The sequence below is a fragment of the Ruminococcus sp. NATIVEDY161 genome (assembly GCF_045819895.1).
Taxonomy (GTDB): domain Bacteria; phylum Bacillota; class Clostridia; order Oscillospirales; family Acutalibacteraceae; genus Ruminococcoides.
Genome location: NZ_CP162392.1, coordinates 2,236,457 through 2,251,443, shown reverse-complemented (window position 1 = coordinate 2,251,443; position 14,987 = coordinate 2,236,457). Strand labels below are relative to the sequence as shown.

The 14,987-nt window shown below is 38.2% G+C and carries 18 protein-coding genes and 1 riboswitch; of the genes, 7 read left to right on the top strand and 11 right to left on the bottom strand.

The annotated features are described in order from the left end of the window. Positions 1–7: 7 nt before the first annotated feature. The 11 genes from AB1I50_RS10775 to AB1I50_RS10725 form a co-directional block, all read right to left on the bottom strand. Positions 8–1,423, bottom strand: a complete 1,416-nt coding sequence (locus tag AB1I50_RS10775) for a protein NO VEIN domain-containing protein (protein ID WP_407724007.1) — start codon at positions 1,421–1,423, stop codon at positions 8–10. Positions 1,424–1,425: 2 nt separating this feature from the next. Then, positions 1,426–2,517: a DNA cytosine methyltransferase gene (locus AB1I50_RS10770; protein ID WP_407724006.1), complete on the bottom strand. Its 1,092-nt coding sequence runs from the start codon at positions 2,515–2,517 to the stop codon at positions 1,426–1,428. Beyond that, positions 2,504–2,692, bottom strand: coding sequence for a DNA-binding protein (locus tag AB1I50_RS10765; RefSeq protein ID WP_407724005.1), 189 nt, complete (start codon positions 2,690–2,692; stop codon positions 2,504–2,506). Before AB1I50_RS10765 ends, AB1I50_RS10770 begins: the two co-directional genes overlap by 14 nt. Before the next feature lie 86 nt (positions 2,693–2,778). Beyond that, complete coding sequence (locus tag AB1I50_RS10760) at positions 2,779–3,078, bottom strand: hypothetical protein (protein ID WP_407724004.1); 300 nt, start codon at positions 3,076–3,078, stop codon at positions 2,779–2,781. 85 nt (positions 3,079–3,163) lie between these two features. Continuing rightward, positions 3,164–3,250, bottom strand: a riboswitch (SAM riboswitch). 32 nt (positions 3,251–3,282) lie between these two features. Then, positions 3,283–4,386 (bottom strand): hypothetical protein, encoded by a 1,104-nt coding sequence (locus tag AB1I50_RS10755; RefSeq protein WP_407724003.1) that lies wholly within the window; start codon positions 4,384–4,386, stop codon positions 3,283–3,285. Then, entirely contained in the window at positions 4,376–5,842 is a 1,467-nt protein-coding gene (locus tag AB1I50_RS10750) for a hypothetical protein (protein WP_407724002.1), read from the bottom strand. Before AB1I50_RS10750 ends, AB1I50_RS10755 begins: the two co-directional genes overlap by 11 nt. A 174-nt stretch (positions 5,843–6,016) precedes the next feature. Continuing rightward, a complete protein-coding gene (locus tag AB1I50_RS10745) occupies positions 6,017–6,190 on the bottom strand; it encodes a hypothetical protein (protein ID WP_407724001.1) in 174 nt (57 codons plus the stop codon). Positions 6,191–6,222: 32 nt separating this feature from the next. Further along, the gene (locus AB1I50_RS10740; RefSeq protein ID WP_407724000.1) at positions 6,223–6,768 is read right to left on the bottom strand and encodes an ImmA/IrrE family metallo-endopeptidase; all 546 of its coding nucleotides are present in this window, start codon (positions 6,766–6,768) and stop codon (positions 6,223–6,225) included. Positions 6,769–6,811: 43 nt separating this feature from the next. Further along, the gene (locus AB1I50_RS10735) at positions 6,812–7,876 is read right to left on the bottom strand and encodes a DNA/RNA non-specific endonuclease (protein WP_407723999.1); all 1,065 of its coding nucleotides are present in this window, start codon (positions 7,874–7,876) and stop codon (positions 6,812–6,814) included. 437 nt (positions 7,877–8,313) lie between these two features. Then, positions 8,314–9,729 carry an IS30 family transposase gene (locus AB1I50_RS10730; RefSeq protein WP_407723566.1) on the bottom strand — a complete coding sequence of 472 codons (1,416 nt, stop codon included), beginning with the start codon at positions 9,727–9,729 and terminating at the stop codon, positions 8,314–8,316. A 268-nt stretch (positions 9,730–9,997) separates the two neighbouring features. Continuing rightward, on the bottom strand, positions 9,998–10,414 hold the full coding sequence (locus AB1I50_RS10725) for a helix-turn-helix domain-containing protein (protein WP_407723998.1): 417 nt from the start codon (positions 10,412–10,414) through the stop codon (positions 9,998–10,000). Between the two features lie 165 nt (positions 10,415–10,579). Here AB1I50_RS10725 and AB1I50_RS10720 point away from each other — a divergent pair, with 165 nt between their 5' ends. From AB1I50_RS10720 to AB1I50_RS10690, 7 genes are all read left to right on the top strand, one after another. Beyond that, positions 10,580–11,815 (top strand): DNA polymerase Y family protein, encoded by a 1,236-nt coding sequence (locus AB1I50_RS10720; RefSeq protein WP_407723997.1) that lies wholly within the window; start codon positions 10,580–10,582, stop codon positions 11,813–11,815. A gap of 9 nt (positions 11,816–11,824) precedes the next feature. Continuing rightward, entirely contained in the window at positions 11,825–12,115 is a 291-nt protein-coding gene (locus tag AB1I50_RS10715) for a hypothetical protein (RefSeq protein ID WP_407723996.1), read from the top strand. A gap of 2 nt (positions 12,116–12,117) precedes the next feature. After that, the gene (locus AB1I50_RS10710; protein ID WP_407723995.1) at positions 12,118–12,372 is read left to right on the top strand and encodes a hypothetical protein; all 255 of its coding nucleotides are present in this window, start codon (positions 12,118–12,120) and stop codon (positions 12,370–12,372) included. 13 nt (positions 12,373–12,385) lie between these two features. Next, positions 12,386–13,108, top strand: coding sequence for an ImmA/IrrE family metallo-endopeptidase (locus AB1I50_RS10705; RefSeq protein ID WP_407723994.1), 723 nt, complete (start codon positions 12,386–12,388; stop codon positions 13,106–13,108). Between the two features lie 464 nt (positions 13,109–13,572). Beyond that, positions 13,573–14,112 carry a sigma factor-like helix-turn-helix DNA-binding protein gene (locus tag AB1I50_RS10700; RefSeq protein WP_407723993.1) on the top strand — a complete coding sequence of 180 codons (540 nt, stop codon included), beginning with the start codon at positions 13,573–13,575 and terminating at the stop codon, positions 14,110–14,112. 56 nt (positions 14,113–14,168) lie between these two features. Further along, a complete protein-coding gene (locus AB1I50_RS10695; protein WP_407723992.1) occupies positions 14,169–14,723 on the top strand; it encodes a type II toxin-antitoxin system PemK/MazF family toxin in 555 nt (184 codons plus the stop codon). Next, positions 14,716–14,937 (top strand): excisionase, encoded by a 222-nt coding sequence (locus tag AB1I50_RS10690; RefSeq protein ID WP_407723991.1) that lies wholly within the window; start codon positions 14,716–14,718, stop codon positions 14,935–14,937. The genes AB1I50_RS10695 and AB1I50_RS10690 overlap by 8 nt, the downstream gene beginning before the upstream one ends. Positions 14,938–14,987: the final 50 nt, after the last annotated feature.

Sequence of the window (14,987 nt, the reverse complement as noted above, 5' to 3'; positions counted from 1 at the left end):
ATCTCCTTTATGACTGAGGAACAATCACACTGTCAACTGACGATTTATTGAAATCAACCCTGTACGTCATTGGGACAGCAGTCATTCGACCGTCGTTAAGCTTTTCTGCAACATTAGCTATTACAAACATAAAAATTCCATCACGAGTAAAATACACTCGAAAAATAGAATAGAACTTTCCGTGTTGCTGAGCTGCAATCCACTCATTTCTTGTTACATTCAATGTGTCTACCCACAAATCATCATTCATATCAGGACAAGTTAAGCGTTTTGTGGATTTTACTTCGATATACTTTACAAATTCCGCCATATCTCCCGGTTCAGCTATTACAGATTGAATGTCATATCCTATTCCTTTGGTCCTGCCAAGAGATAATACTTTATTGGCAAGGCGTGTATTAAATTCAGAAACTCTCTTTTTCTCATATTCATAAACGATACTTTCACCCTCATCACCAAAGGCAGTTAGATTCACTGCAGGCTTAGGCTTTCCTTCTGACTTTTGTTCGTCTTTTACTGTTCCGTCAAACAGTAAAGCTTCTGCAGATGTAGCGAATTGGTCTGAAACAGCAGAAATCTGTGAAAAATAATAGTCCCAATCCAACTGAAATACTTTTCTTCCGTCCAACGATGATAGATCATATGAATACACGTCAAATTCGGGCTTTTTATCGTAATCTGCAGCGAAAAGCTCGATGGTCTGTAATTCATTTAGATTAAGGACAACTCTCTTGTCATCAGTAAAACGAATAAGATTTGCCAATTCAAGATAATTAAGTTGTTCCTTGATATGCTGCCAATTATATGATGTCGCTTTTCCCGGTACTATGATGGTTCTTTCCGTTCCATCTTTTTGGTCTTTAACTATTTGTTCAAAGACTTCGTATGGGCTGGCATTACCCTGAAGAACATCAAGTGAATTCAAAATATAATAGCCAATCTCTCTTTTGGTAATAAAAACATTGGCTTGTTTAGCTATCAGTAAAACTTTTAAAACAAAAGCAATCGGACGAATACAAATACCGTCAGCAACTCTCTGCCTAACGGTTGTACCTACTTTTTGTGTACCATTAGGAAATTGCATTTTATAGCATATATCCTTAAAAAATGCAGGCTGATCGTTATCTTCCAAAAACTTTTGAGTTCTTTCTGATTCATAAACAATACCATCGTCTGCTCTGTAATACATACCAAATAATTTACCAGCAATTTCAGTTCTGTGATTATCCATAGTTTTCTTAATTCTATCAGATTCGGGAAGAAAACGGATAAATGCATTGTTAAATAAGCTTTCAAACTCAGATTCAGAACAAGGGCATATTTCATCTATAACCTTTGCATATACAGGCAAAAAATCATCCATTTCCTTTTTCGATTTTCCCCTGATAATAGTACATCTGTATTGTTTTGTATGATCGTACATAATTATCCTTTCTCCAAAACTGACTTAACCTGTTTGGCTATCGCTTCTGAAAGCAACGGCGGAACAGCATTTCCAACCTGACGAAGCTGACTGGTTTTTATTCCAATAAATTCAAAATTATCCGGGAACGACTGAATTCTTGCAGATTCTCTAACAGTTGGAACCCTGTTTTCTTTATAATGAAAATGATGATTGTGCCCTGTATCAATTGTGAAACAAGGTTTATTGCTGTTCATTCTAGTCCAAGCTATATGGACTTTTCTTGTGCTCCAAAGTTCTTGTGGCAAGTCTTTGTAGTTTCCTCCGTCTGGTACCATTGCAATTATGCTCTTAGTTTTAGCTGTATGAATAGTCGCAGAATGATTCATTATTTTTGAACTGTTTTTTCTCATTAGTACCTGATAATCACTTTGCGGCGATATTTCATAATCTATGCATTCACCTACTACTTTGTCATCAGGAATAAAATCCAAATCAGAAATAGCATCTTTGCAAGTGATTAGTGGTTTTTCTGTGCCTTCGCCGTGTGTAGAGCTAGGAAAACAAAAATGTTCGGTATTATGTATTTTTTCTTTATTTATTCCAACGAAGAAAACCCTTTTTCTTTGTTGAGGAACACCATAATTATCAGATGAAAGAATTTGCATTTGAACATCGTAGCCCAATTCTGAAAAATCATTAATCACAGAATCTTTTACCTTCCCATTAAACAACCTTACAAGTCCGGGGACATTCTCCATAACAAAAATTGGCGGCATCAAATCTGAAACTATATCAACAAAAGATTTATATAATTTGTTTCTCGGATCATCTAACAACCTTTTTCCAGATAGAGAGAAGCCCTGACAAGGGGGACCTCCAATAACAACATCAATCTCATTTTTTTTCAAGCCAGTAGCTTGTAAAATGCTGTCTCCTCTGACATCTGTTATGTCCTCGTTGCTTATTACTGCAGCTGGGAAATTATGTTTGTAGGTTACTGTTGCATCTATCCAGTTGTCTATTCCGTATGCTATATTAAATCCAGCTTGTTCAAAGCCTTTTGAAAAACCTCCGCATCCACAGAATAGATCAATTACATTAAGTTTTCTCACAATTCTTATTCTCCCTTCGCCTTTTATCGGTGGGTTTTTCAGCATTTTCAGGAATAGCCCAATTATCGCCAAGCTTAAATATACCATCAATTCGATGTTCTGAACATAATATTTGAACTCTTCTTTGTGAAATGTTCCATTTCTTCGCTGCCTGACTTGCAGTCATAAAGCCCATATTCTTCCTCCAATAAATAAACTATACTACATTATATTCCACGGGGCGAATAAAATCAAGAGATTAATTATAATTCATTGTCCTCTCTATGAATAGAATTCTGAAATATAATCTTCATACTCTATTCGGATTAACTTTTCATTGCCAATTCTTTTGACATTGCTACCGAAAGCGACGTGACCAACAGAGCCGACATAATTGATTGTAAAATCGTTGTTGACAGCGATAATATCACTTGTATGCCGTTCCGTAGGTTTAACTCCGTCTTGGAATGTGAAGCCTTCCTGCTCTGCTTGGGACAGGAACTGCTGACAAAGTGCTTCTGTCTTGAAAAAGACATATACTCTGCCGTCCATTTGAGAAAGTTGTTTAATTGTGTGTGACATAAGAAATCCTCCTGAGTAAATGTATATTCCTAAAAGAGAGCAAAGTACAGCGCCCATCGTCTGATAGGCGCATTTTTTATATTAGCACCTATCGCTCAAGCATTACCACCTTGCCTTTCGGTAGGTTGGTGTGCGGTCGTAGGGCTTGTCCCTCACGCACTCTATATAGGCTAAAGTATTAAGTTTGTACCTAAACACAATTAACTATTCGCATAAGTCATATTTGTGATTCAACGCATCCATAACCTCAGTCATAATATCAGACCTTACATCTTTCTTTTTGACTTCAAGTTGTTTTAACATATTCTTATTTTTCTTAATCGACTTTCTTAATAGTTTTTTATCTCTATCGTTTAGATCAATTTTATATAAGAGATTACATAAACATATTATTAGATTCTTGTTTTCTCCATCTTTTGATTCTTCTCTCCACGAAAGATACTCATTATAATCATCTTCCGTGTATTTCGGGAGTATTCCAACAATTGGATTTACTAACAATTGCGTCGAAGATGACATTAAGTTCACATATGCGCCCAACTCGTATTGTTGTGCCTCTGACATTCTGTTATAGTCAAGTCCAAAAGAATTAATCCTTTCGGTCGCCTTGTGTAGTTTTTCAGTTTCGTCATCAATTCTGACAATTCTCTCGTTTATCTCTACAATCGCTAATTCATATGATTTAACATCACGCTCGCTAATTAGAGTAAAAACGTCCTCAATATGCTTTTTGTCAACGATATTTTTCCAAATAAGCAGTCCACTTGTAACAAGTGCCACGCCTGCGATTGCCCAGCCAATCGGTCCGGCTAAAGCCAAAAACGCTTCACCGGCAGCCATTCCACCACCGCCAGCAGCAACAGCACCGCCACCCAACCACGCTAAAGCCGCATTTGTTGCCGCTGCGCCGCTTAAAGACGATATAGCTGTTCCTGTTGATGCAACACCGAATGTTGTAGCAACTCCCATTGCAGCAGTAGGTCCCATTGCAACAACGGCGACACCAAGACCTGCTCCGGCAGCACCTGCGCCAGCTTGTTTAGCTTGAGCCGCTTTGTAGTCAGTTTCAATTTTCTCTGCCTGTTGTTTCCAATTTGACCGTATTTCCTTAAACTTATCATACTCTATTTTTTTATCCGATGGTACATTTCTGATATTATCAAAAGCTTCTTGAATAGCACATAATTCACCATATAAGTCATTAGTGTGTTTGCCTAACTCATCAATCCGTTCATTGGTTTTATTTATTGCTTCTTCAGTTGCCTGTTGAGCAAGTTTTAGTTTTGACGGTTTTCTTTTAAATTTCATTTTTCTTCACCACAAAATACTCATCAATATCTTCTTTTGTCCTTAAAATCTTATCTTCGGGAACATTTCTCTTTTCTGCTAATTCTACCGATTTTGCAAAGGCTTGTAAATAAAAATCACTATGCTCAAAATCGTCTATGAAGTTTATCAAACTTCGATCATCATAAATATTTGATAACAGCTTTAACCCATCAATATAATAATTGATAATATCTGTTTTTCTATCCAATAAATATACTTCATTCGTTAAATCGGACTTCCTAATGGTTCTTGTCATCTCACCAAACAATGAGATTGAAAGACGACCTATTCCAACAATATTTAGGCGGAGAACGAACTCTACTACATTAAAATATCCGCCACCTGTGATGAATCCACGAATCACGGCATCGCCAACATCTATCAAGCAGAATGTTCCGTGCGCAACTGTCAACATTCGTTTTACAGTAGCATTGGAAAATGGCTCACAAGTTTTCCAAAGGAGCGAAAGTGAGCGTTCCTCAGCTTTAGTTGTTGAAATATACTTTATAAATCTACGAATGGAATACATCAAACGAACTACTAATTCATTTATAAAAACAGGAATACCTTGTGTAGTTTGAAAACGTGCATCGTATCCTTTTTCATAGATTTGCAATGCAAGATTATTAACAGATTTATCAAACTCCGATACTGGAATTTTTAATTTCCTTTTGATAGCAATAACGTCATTTGTCCAACACCATAACGGTGAAGGCACTCCCATTCCTCGACCTTTACTGCCGGACGAACCAGATGTATCTGACACTAAATGTCCTATCCAATTAGCGAATCCGCAAAACAATTTGCTTATTGCGTTATTTCCACGCAATTCAAACTTACCGTCCGCTTCTTGTAGCGAAATCAATTCTCCTTCAGATACAAAATGTGATGTGTTAGCAAATTGATCAAGAATAGAAAAAAATAGTCCTAACACGCTCGGATTGTGAGCTAATGATTTAAAGTGATGGTTCTTCGGATTTAGGTTAAAAATCCAACTTGCTGCATCACCTGCGCCACGCTGGTCGTAAGGTATCTTAAACTTCTTTTCAAGGAATTTTATCGCTGATGATACAGAAGGGTTCTCCTTTGAATCCCACCCACATAGCTTTGCAAAATCCTTTGTTCTATTCTCAAACCATTTGTCAGTAATATTGCCAAGCGGCGATTCACCCGGTTTTCCAACAAGGAATACATCAATAACGCCACAAATAGCACCGCTTGACGCAGCTAATGCGTAATCAAGTTTATCACATTCCGGAGTTAATAGTTTTATTGTTTCTAAATTCTCTGCTATTTGAGCTTGCGTTTCCTGTAATTCAGTTTCTGCCTGTGCCAGTGCTTTTGAAACATCTGACAAAAACTCATACTTATCGTCATCTACCGATAAGCCCATTTGTACACAAATGTTATTTTTAGCAAAATGATTATCATCCATAATATGATTTTCCTCAAATATCTGTATTCCTAAACTTGTGATCACACGGTTGTGCATTCATTATACAATGTTATAAAATGCCTTTCAATACATACGTTTGCTTGAAAATGGTTTTTAGAGAAATTAAAACAAGGGTGCTAATAGGTTTGAGAAGTTTATTTTACTCTTTACAGCTTATGATTGTTGTCTTAATTCTTCTGCTTTTTTTTGTATAATCTTCAAAGCCCCATCTGCGACCATACAACCTAATCTCAGATCCACTTCCAAATCCCATTTTTCTTGTTCGGTTGCTGTGCCATCAAGAATTTTATTGTAAATAACTGCTAATTCGTCAAAGGTATGAAACATATATATTCCTATGTCCTTTCACAGAGAATGATTCAGTTTAATTCATTGCTGGTCAATGTTTTCGGCTTGCGGAAGAAAAAGCTATCTGCTTCACAAGGAACTCTAAAATCGTAACCGAGTTTGTTAAGCTCTTGGAGTTTTATCAGGACGAGATTGATATTCACATTCAGCATTTTTGCCATCTGAACGACATCGTACTTTTCCTTACTCATTGAGTAAATGTCATCATCGTCAATTATCAGATGTGCTGCAAAAGCGTTGGCTTCATATTCCGTTGTGTCTTTCATATTAAAAAGCACAAACTCTTTAAGCCCCTCGCCTTTGGCTATATCTCTATGAAGGGCATCGTGTCCAAGCTCGTGAGCGCAGACCATTCGTGCCATTATTTCCTCCATCTTATCATTAAGAAGGATAATTCTGTGCTTCCAGCGATATGTGTAAAGTCCCAACAGTTTATCTAATTCCTCTGAATAACGGAGCATAATACCAATTTCGGAAGCAATCTTCATAGGATTGCGAGTGCCTGTTTGCTTAACCATTTCGGTCGCTTTAGAGTAAATGTAAAATGAATCAATCATAATATCACCACCCTAATAGGAATGATTATTCCTTTTATTTTAGTTAAGGATTGCATCGCTTACAAGGAGAATAACCCATCTCAATGGCTTGCTCACGAGTGCCTTCAAATACTTCTTTGTTTTTTTCTTTCATATCTGAAACTGACGAACAGGAAGGATAATGAAATTTCTTTGTATTTGTATTTAGTATATATTTTGTTGAATCACTATATTGATTATCTTTAACTGTATTGTTATTATCTGACACGGAATCTTCAAGCCAGCTATCTCCATTGCTGTAATCTATTATTATTCCGGGTTGGATATTATAACAAAAAACACAGAAGCAAATACCAGCACCATTGTCCTCAACCGAATACCCTTCAAGAAGTACACCATTAGCTACAAGATTATCATCCTTGAAAATAGGAGATGAACGATACAGAACGTGGTTATTTGTTTGCTCGACATAGTTATGCACCTTGTTCTCAAATGGCAGCATACCTTCTATATTCATATAACGTGTCCCAGTAATGAGATTCTTTTCGTTTGCATTTTCACCTGATAATTCAAATGCAATAAGATGACAGCGATTATATAAATACTTATCTGGAATCACATCATCATATCTAACAGTATGCCAGCCCGATGGCTTAACCATACCGATAGCACCACGCTGTTCAGTTGGAATAGTGTCTATCCCTATACAAGCGTAAGCTACACCACAACGACCTTTTACATCAAGGTCACTGTATGATTCAAAGCATTCAGTAGTATAATCACTTTGGGTAAAGAAAGGGACATTTCCATTAATCTCAGCAAATGCAGATCCTGAATACTCAGGGAACTCTGAAATGGTATTGATGGGATTTTTTGTTTCTGTTATTTTTGAAACAGTGCTTTCTGTAACTTGTTCGGTAACAGGAGAAGAAGTCGGAATTATTGTTGTTGCCGGAACAGTATTGGAAGATTCGCACGTTTCTTTTTTTGTAGAATAGTCAACCTCACTGCCTTCGCTAAATGTACAACTTGTAAATGAAAGAGTTATTATGAGTAACAGAAGAACAACATATAGTGTACTATTCTTATTTGTTTTCTTTATGCTTTTACAATAAATCGTGTTTTGCAAAATATATATCCTTGTCTTAATGCTTCCTTATAATTTCTATACAACAATCTGCATAATACTTACACCATATGCAATTATGACTGCAATGTTTTCTTGAAATGAACAAGTGTTTAAGTCGTTTTATGAATTGCAATAAGCTCACCTCTTAATTAACGCTTACCGAAAACAGCATATTCGAGAAAAATCAGCCCGAATTTTTTACGCTTGAATGAAAAAGTGAAGCTAAGGTAAAAACACGTTAGCGGTCAATTTCGTCCAAGCTGATTGAAATTTGAGCCTGTTTCGACGTTCAAAACGCGGAAACGAAGCTGGTTTTACTTAATGTGGCAATCATCAGTGCATAGCAAAGCTGACAGACCGCCTCTCGATTTTGTCAAAGTGAAACCGACCTGCCTTTTCAAGCAATATAGCCGGTCACTGCCCGCAAAATCGTTAATTTACTTTGTTAATAATGTGGGATTGAGATTGACCTCATCGGAGGGAATCGCGTGTAACCCCAGCATTTTCAGAAGAAGCTTTACTTCCTTTCGATCTTCCGCTTCAAATGGAGATTTGCCCCCGAGCTTTTCCCGTCTGGTGCTGTTAATATGGTTCATCAAAAGCACCATATCGTCCTGTGTGTAAGGGTTGAAGCTTTTGCCTTTACGCAGAACATAGCGTATATATTCGTGGTTCTTTTCAAGCTGAGCCTTTTGCCAAGACGCCTGCGGATCACAGTAAAACAAACGTGTCCTCTGAACGCCCTGATCCGTCTTTTCAAGCTCCTGTGTGTACTTGAACTCACTGCCGTTGTCAGTCAGGATAACCGGGAAAATTTTGCGAAAATTTTCCACCCCGACAAGGCTTGTCAGGTAGTCAAACTGTTCCACAACCGTTGCCGCCTTGCCGTCCCTCATCAGCATAATCAGCATCAGATTCGTCTTGCGAAACAGCAGCGTCAGCATCCGTTTTCCCTGTTCCCGGCATCCTTTGACCGTGTCCATCTCAACAACGTTGATATCAGGGTGCTTCTCCATATATTTCACAAAATCAAGGTAGGTTCGCGTCTGTCTGAACTTCTGGTTTTGAAACGCCTCAGATTCTTCACGCTTCTTTTTTCTCTGCTTGTAAGAAACCTTCCTGCGCAAATCAAAGTTGTTGACCTTCAAACAACCCATGTCAATGTAACGGTACAAGGTGCGCGGTGAAACGCCGATTTCATCGCCGTGTTCCGCATAGATATGCGAAATCGGCTGTCCTTTGCGAATCAGTGGGGAAACAATTGAGTCAATGCGTTTCAGCTCATCCTCGTCTGCGTGGGTTTTCTTTCGCGCCTTGGAATAACGCTTTTTGGACATCGCGTCGGCTTGGTTCGCCATGTAGTAAAACCGGTCGCATTTGCAATTCCTGCGGCGGGAACAAACATTGCAAACATACGGCGGCTTTTGGAGAACAGAGCAGGGGGAGTTGTCGTACTTGTTGCAAAGCTCTCTGCAATTAAAGTCAAAGCACCAAACACATTTGCGTTTGCAGTCAAAGTTGCAGCAAAGATTCTTTTCCTCGCATTCGTTGGCAAACCGGCAGTCATTTCCGTGCGGCTTAGATCCTTTGGCAGGAGTTCGGTTCATCCGAATTTCTTTAGAAACCGATGCTCTCGATACGCCTATTCTACGGGCAATTTCGGTTAATGAAAGTCGTTGATAAATTCCACTTTCAATAATGATTCTTTGTGATAAATTGATTCTGCTCATAATTACCTGCTTTCCGCAGGCAGTAACCGAAATCATTCTACCACACCGACCGTCAACCTTGACTGAACGCTGAGAAAAATGCTGAAAAGTTTTTGAAGGCGACGGAAACTCGGAAATATCCAAACGTTTTCGCCTTCAAAATGACGAGTGTAGCATTTTTCTCACCAACCCGTCAAGGTCAAGCCGCCTTAGGGCGGTGACTGCGTTAAAAGGCTCCGAAAATCTGGAAATATCCAAATATATACCCTGCACTTTTGTCAAGGTGAGCTTTCGCTAACTCTCCAAATTTTCCCTTAAAACGTTAACTTCACTTTGTCAATTTAGGCCGAATTTTTTACTGCCTACTATAATTATAAATCAAGAAGTGTCCCAAAAAACGGACTTTGCTCCGCTACTCGTCAGATTTTTTTAATTTTTTTGGGGTATATTTTTCCCGGTTTTCTGCCTTACACTCCCAATATATATCTTGGAGAGCTTTCATAACGCCATCCATTTCATCATCGGACAGCTCACCGCCTGCAAATAAGCCGCCAATCTCCTGTACAAGCTGATCGGCTTGTTGCTTACCTCTATATCCATATTTTTCAGATGCTTCAGTAATAAACTCCTCATTTTCATTTCGGAGATAATTAACGTCAACCTCAAGGATCTCTGCGAGTATATCATATACTTCTCTTTTCTTGGGATATGTTTTTCCGCTTTCATAATTACTAATTGTGTTTAGTCCGAGATTCGCTGCTTTGGCAAGCTCGCTTTGTGTCATTCCCTTTTTCGCTCGGCTTTCACGAAGTTTCTCACCAAATGTCATTATTACAACCTCCTTGATTTCACAACTAACTTGTGAATGATTAAAATTACCTCTTGACTTTCACAAGTATCTTGTGTATAATGGGTATGTAACCCACAAGTAACTTGTGAATTACTACTTGTATTCTACATTAAGTTGTGAATTAAGTCAAGAGGTATTACAAAAATGACACGAAATATTTTGCATTGCGATATGAATAACTTTTATGCTTCTGTCGAATGTATGCTAAACCCTGAATTGAAACAGTATCCCGTTGCTGTTTGTGGATCAGTTGAGGAACGGCACGGCATTGTACTTGCAAAAAATTATAAAGCCAAAGCATTCAAGGTCGCAACAGGTGACGCAGTATGGCAGGCAAAACAGAAGTGTCCTGATTTAGTTGTTGTACCACCTCATTACGAAGAATACTTGAAGTATTCCAAATTGGCAAAAGCAATCTACTGTGATTATACCAATCAGGTAGAGCCTTACGGTATGGACGAGTGTTGGCTTGATATTTCCGGCACAAAAAAGCTGTTTGGCAATCCGGTAGATGTTGCTAATGAGATTCGTGAGAGGATAAAGTTTGAACTTAGCTTGACCATCTCCGTCGGCGTTTCTTTTAACAAAATATTTGCAAAGTTAGGCTCTGATTATAAAAAGCCTGACGCTGTAACAGTCTTTGAAAAAGAAACCTTCCGGGAAAAGATTTGGGGCTTACCGGCTTCCGATTTACTCGGCGTAGGGAGAGCTACGACAAGAGTCCTTAATAACTACTGCATAAGAACAATCGGTGACTTAGCAAATTCTGACTATGACTTTATAAAAAGGATATTAGGAAAGAACGGAGTATCACTATGGTTATATGCAAACGGCAGAGATAATTCTACGGTTAAGGATATTAAGTTTGTTTCACCTGTTAAGAGTATCGGACACGGAATCACAACGGTTGTAGATTTGAGTAACGAAGAAGAAGTTTGGCGTGTTTTCTTAGAATTGACACAAGGCATCGGACATAAGCTGCGTGTACATCAAAAGGTTGCAAAAGCCGTTGCTATCTATGTTAGGGATAATACCTTGTTCTCAAAGCAGTGGCAGACGCAAATGCAGATGGTGACGCAATCACCATTGGTTTTAGCACAATATGCTTTTCAGCTATTCAGAAAAAGATATGATTGGAGAAATCCTATTAGATCGGTAACTATTCAGGCAATTAACCTGTTTCCGCAGGATATGCCGCAACAGATTGATTTGTTCTTTGATTATGAGCGAGCCGAGAAACAAGAAAAGCTGGATAGCTGTGTTGAAAAACTTCGACAGAGGTTTGGTAAACGCTGCATAAGAAATGCCGTGTTATTGCAGGAGATTGGTATTCCGATGGGAAATGTTGAGATTACTATGCCAACAGGATTAGTCAAGTAGGAGGTAATTATGTTCACAGTAGAAACAGAAAATATACAGGGGTATGTGGATGCTCCACAGTTTTTGACCGAAAGACAAAGCACATATATAGCTTTGATAGCTGATGATGGGAATCGTTTTCTATCCTATGATATTGTCGAAGGAACAATCCTGTTTGTCGATTTAGAAATTGAGTACGCCAAAGGGGAATTGTCGTGTTTTGTCAATAAGAAAAAGGAGTTTAAGCTATCCGAAACAGAGATTGACGGATATGAATATGTAGGACGCATTGTTGCTGCCCGCAACGAATTTGAGGTGTGAATATGGAACAAAAACGAAATAAGGTCTATGTTTCTGTCAATGCCGACCATAACGCCGATGGCACTTGTCGTCCTCGTTCAATTACATTAGAAGATGGACGAAAATTTGATATTGACCGCTTAATTCACCGCTGTCGTGCAGCAGCTACAAAGGTTGGCGGAACAGGTATTCGATACACAGTGTCTATCTGCGGAAAGCAGACATACCTTTTTGATGAAGAAAACGGAAAATGGTTTGTCGAATTTAAAGCAATATAGGAGGAACAAATAATTGAAATATCTGTCACGAAAGGATATTGAAATTATAGGAAATAGAGTTATTCAAGCGTATATGAGATTACCCGATTTTGTAGGTAAGACTATTTACAGAATCACCCCTGATGTACTGATTAGGGACGTTTTGGGATTGAATCTTGAATATCATCACTTATCTTTGGACGGCTCTGTCCTCGGTTTAACAACAGCTTATAGTGATGTAGCATATAAGGTGTTTGACTGTGCTGATGAAGAAAGCTACTGCAAACTTGACGGCAAAACAATCCTTATAGAAAGGGACTTGAATGATGATGTTTCCCAAATTGGTAGATGTAATTTTACCAAATCACACGAAGCAGGTCATCAAATATTGAAAATGCTATTTCCGAATGAATATGGCGGGAGCTATAAAAAAATACATTTCTGTCTTTCACAACCACAGCCGCACAAAAGAATGGATTGGGAGGAATGGCAAGCAAATGGAATTGCTTCGGTTATACTTATGCCGGAAGAATTAATCAAACAAGCTATGTTTCTTTTTAGCTTGGGTGATAAGATTGAGATGATTAATAAGGTTTATGCAACATACGAATACGAACAATTCTCAGCTATGGCGGATTTCTTGGGAGTTTCAAAAACGGCTCTATCTATCAGGCTTACACAGCTTGGCTTGGTCGAGAAAAACTTCTTTAGCAATCCCTATGACTTAACGAATGTGTATTATGATGGAGGTATATGAAATTGGCAAAGTTTAATGCAAAAGAAAATGATCCTGAGCGTTACGCAAGAGTTAAAGAAGAACAGGATAGATTGAGGACAAGGTGCAAGTCAGAGCTGCGATTAGCTCGCTTATGTCCATACTGTGATTATAAGCTATCTGTTGTCTTAAAGGGCGAACATAGCTACACAAGCGAGAAATGTCCTAACTGCGGCGAGATAATCGTTTTCCCACCTATATCATTCAGAATGGCGTCCAGCCACTAACATTAACCAATTTTTTCTAATATTATCCAACAAAATCAAATATTAAAAAACTATAAAAAGCAAGTTTGAGCTTGGAGCCGCTTGATGCGTTGATTCCTATTGCCACTTGATTTAGATTTATACCTTATATATAAGGTATAGGTCTATCTTGTGGCAGTTGGCGACGGATCAAGTGGCTTTTTATCTTTTCATCAGGCAGCTCCGGAAAAGGAGTTACTGATGAAAACAATTATTGAAAGCAATGAAAACTATTCTGTTATCGACCTGACTCTTGAATACGAGAATTGGACAGGAAAAGAAAGATATGCTGTTATTTCAGATTTATCTCAAGAATATATCGAAGAATTGTATTCTTCGGAATTGGTATTGTATATGCCCTACGTCTTTATGTCCAGCGCTTTTCTTGAGATAAGTAATGACTACAAAAGAAATGAAAAGAAATTTGAAATAAGAGATTATCTCTATCATAGCCTTTTTGAATATGAGGACGGAACGACAGAAGAAAGAAATCACAGCTTGTTATCATCTGACTTTGTTGACGGGTGGATTGAAACCCAAACAATAAAACTCGCATTGTCTACCTTAAAAGAAATCGAAAGAAAAAGAGTTGTTCTGCGCTTCAAGGATCAGATGACATATAAAGAAATAGGTGAAGAAACAGGCTGTAGCCCAAGAGGTGCAAAATACTCAGTGGATTGCGCTATAAAAAAATTAAGAACTTTTTTTGAAAAACACTTCAAAAATGACCTCTCCCATTAGGTATAAGTGAAAGGGTTAATTACTTTCGACAATACTTAATGAAAAGAGGAATTAGAATGAACAACAAAAATGTTAGAAAAATCAGACGTGGTGACATTTACCTTTATGATTATGGTGAGAATGAAGGCTCGATACAGAACGGTTACAGACCTGTTGTTGTTTTGCAGGCAGACAACTTCAATCTCAAAGCGCCTACGATTATGGTGGCGGCTATTACCACCGCCATTAGAAAGACCTTTCTTCCCTCACACATCTTGGTGGAGGATAAGTTTGGACTGACTGATCCTTCAATGATTATGCTCGAACAGCAGAGAGCTGTGAACAAGGAGGAATTAGTCAATTATGTAGGACACATCAACGACGATAATGTTTTGCGCCGAATACATAATGGCTTAATGAAGCTGTACGGTTATTGGGACTACACCCGATATAACAAGGCAAATATCCGGTGCCTGTGTCCGAGCTGCTTGAACAAGTACAAATATGTATCGGAGCTGATTGTTAAGCGAGTTGATCCGCTGACCAATATCAAGGATAGGTGTGACCAATGTCAGGGCTTTGGCTATGATTATTTTGTCTATGAAAAGCCGAGGAGGGACAGAAATGGATAATGACGCAACAAGGAAGAATGGTTTAAATGTTCCGATTTGGGAAAGAAGCACACTGACAGTTGAAGAAGCGGCAGCATACTCAGGTATAGGTAGGAATAAGCTCCGTTCTATCACTGATAAAGAAGATTGTGACTTTGTTCTTTGGGTAGGCAGTAAAAGACTTATCAAAAGGAAACTGTTAGATAAGTTTATCGACGAATCTTATTCTATTTAAGTCAAGGCTGTCAAATGTGCGATTGTATAAATCGCATCATTGGAAAAAAG

Excerpts from the sequence above, each read along its gene's own strand:
- AB1I50_RS10740 (WP_407724000.1), bottom strand. The coding sequence starts at position 6,768 with ATGATTGATTCATTTTACATTTACTCTAAAGCGACCGAAATGGTTAAG.
- AB1I50_RS10715 (WP_407723996.1), top strand. The coding sequence starts at position 11,825 with ATGTTCACAGTAGAAACAGAAAATATACAGGGGTATGTGGATGCTCCA.
- AB1I50_RS10755 (WP_407724003.1), bottom strand. The coding sequence starts at position 4,386 with ATGAAATTTAAAAGAAAACCGTCAAAACTAAAACTTGCTCAACAGGCA.
- AB1I50_RS10750 (WP_407724002.1), bottom strand. The coding sequence starts at position 5,842 with ATGGATGATAATCATTTTGCTAAAAATAACATTTGTGTACAAATGGGC.
- AB1I50_RS10710 (WP_407723995.1), top strand. The coding sequence starts at position 12,118 with ATGGAACAAAAACGAAATAAGGTCTATGTTTCTGTCAATGCCGACCAT.
- AB1I50_RS10690 (WP_407723991.1), top strand. The coding sequence starts at position 14,716 with ATGGATAATGACGCAACAAGGAAGAATGGTTTAAATGTTCCGATTTGG.
- AB1I50_RS10745 (WP_407724001.1), bottom strand. The coding sequence starts at position 6,190 with ATGTTTCATACCTTTGACGAATTAGCAGTTATTTACAATAAAATTCTT.
- AB1I50_RS10760 (WP_407724004.1), bottom strand. The coding sequence starts at position 3,078 with ATGTCACACACAATTAAACAACTTTCTCAAATGGACGGCAGAGTATAT.
- AB1I50_RS10700 (WP_407723993.1), top strand. The coding sequence starts at position 13,573 with ATGAAAACAATTATTGAAAGCAATGAAAACTATTCTGTTATCGACCTG.
- AB1I50_RS10695 (WP_407723992.1), top strand. The coding sequence starts at position 14,169 with ATGAACAACAAAAATGTTAGAAAAATCAGACGTGGTGACATTTACCTT.
- AB1I50_RS10765 (WP_407724005.1), bottom strand. The coding sequence starts at position 2,692 with ATGGGCTTTATGACTGCAAGTCAGGCAGCGAAGAAATGGAACATTTCA.
- AB1I50_RS10720 (WP_407723997.1), top strand. The coding sequence starts at position 10,580 with ATGACACGAAATATTTTGCATTGCGATATGAATAACTTTTATGCTTCT.
- AB1I50_RS10725 (WP_407723998.1), bottom strand. The coding sequence starts at position 10,414 with ATGACATTTGGTGAGAAACTTCGTGAAAGCCGAGCGAAAAAGGGAATG.
- AB1I50_RS10775 (WP_407724007.1), bottom strand. The coding sequence starts at position 1,423 with ATGTACGATCATACAAAACAATACAGATGTACTATTATCAGGGGAAAA.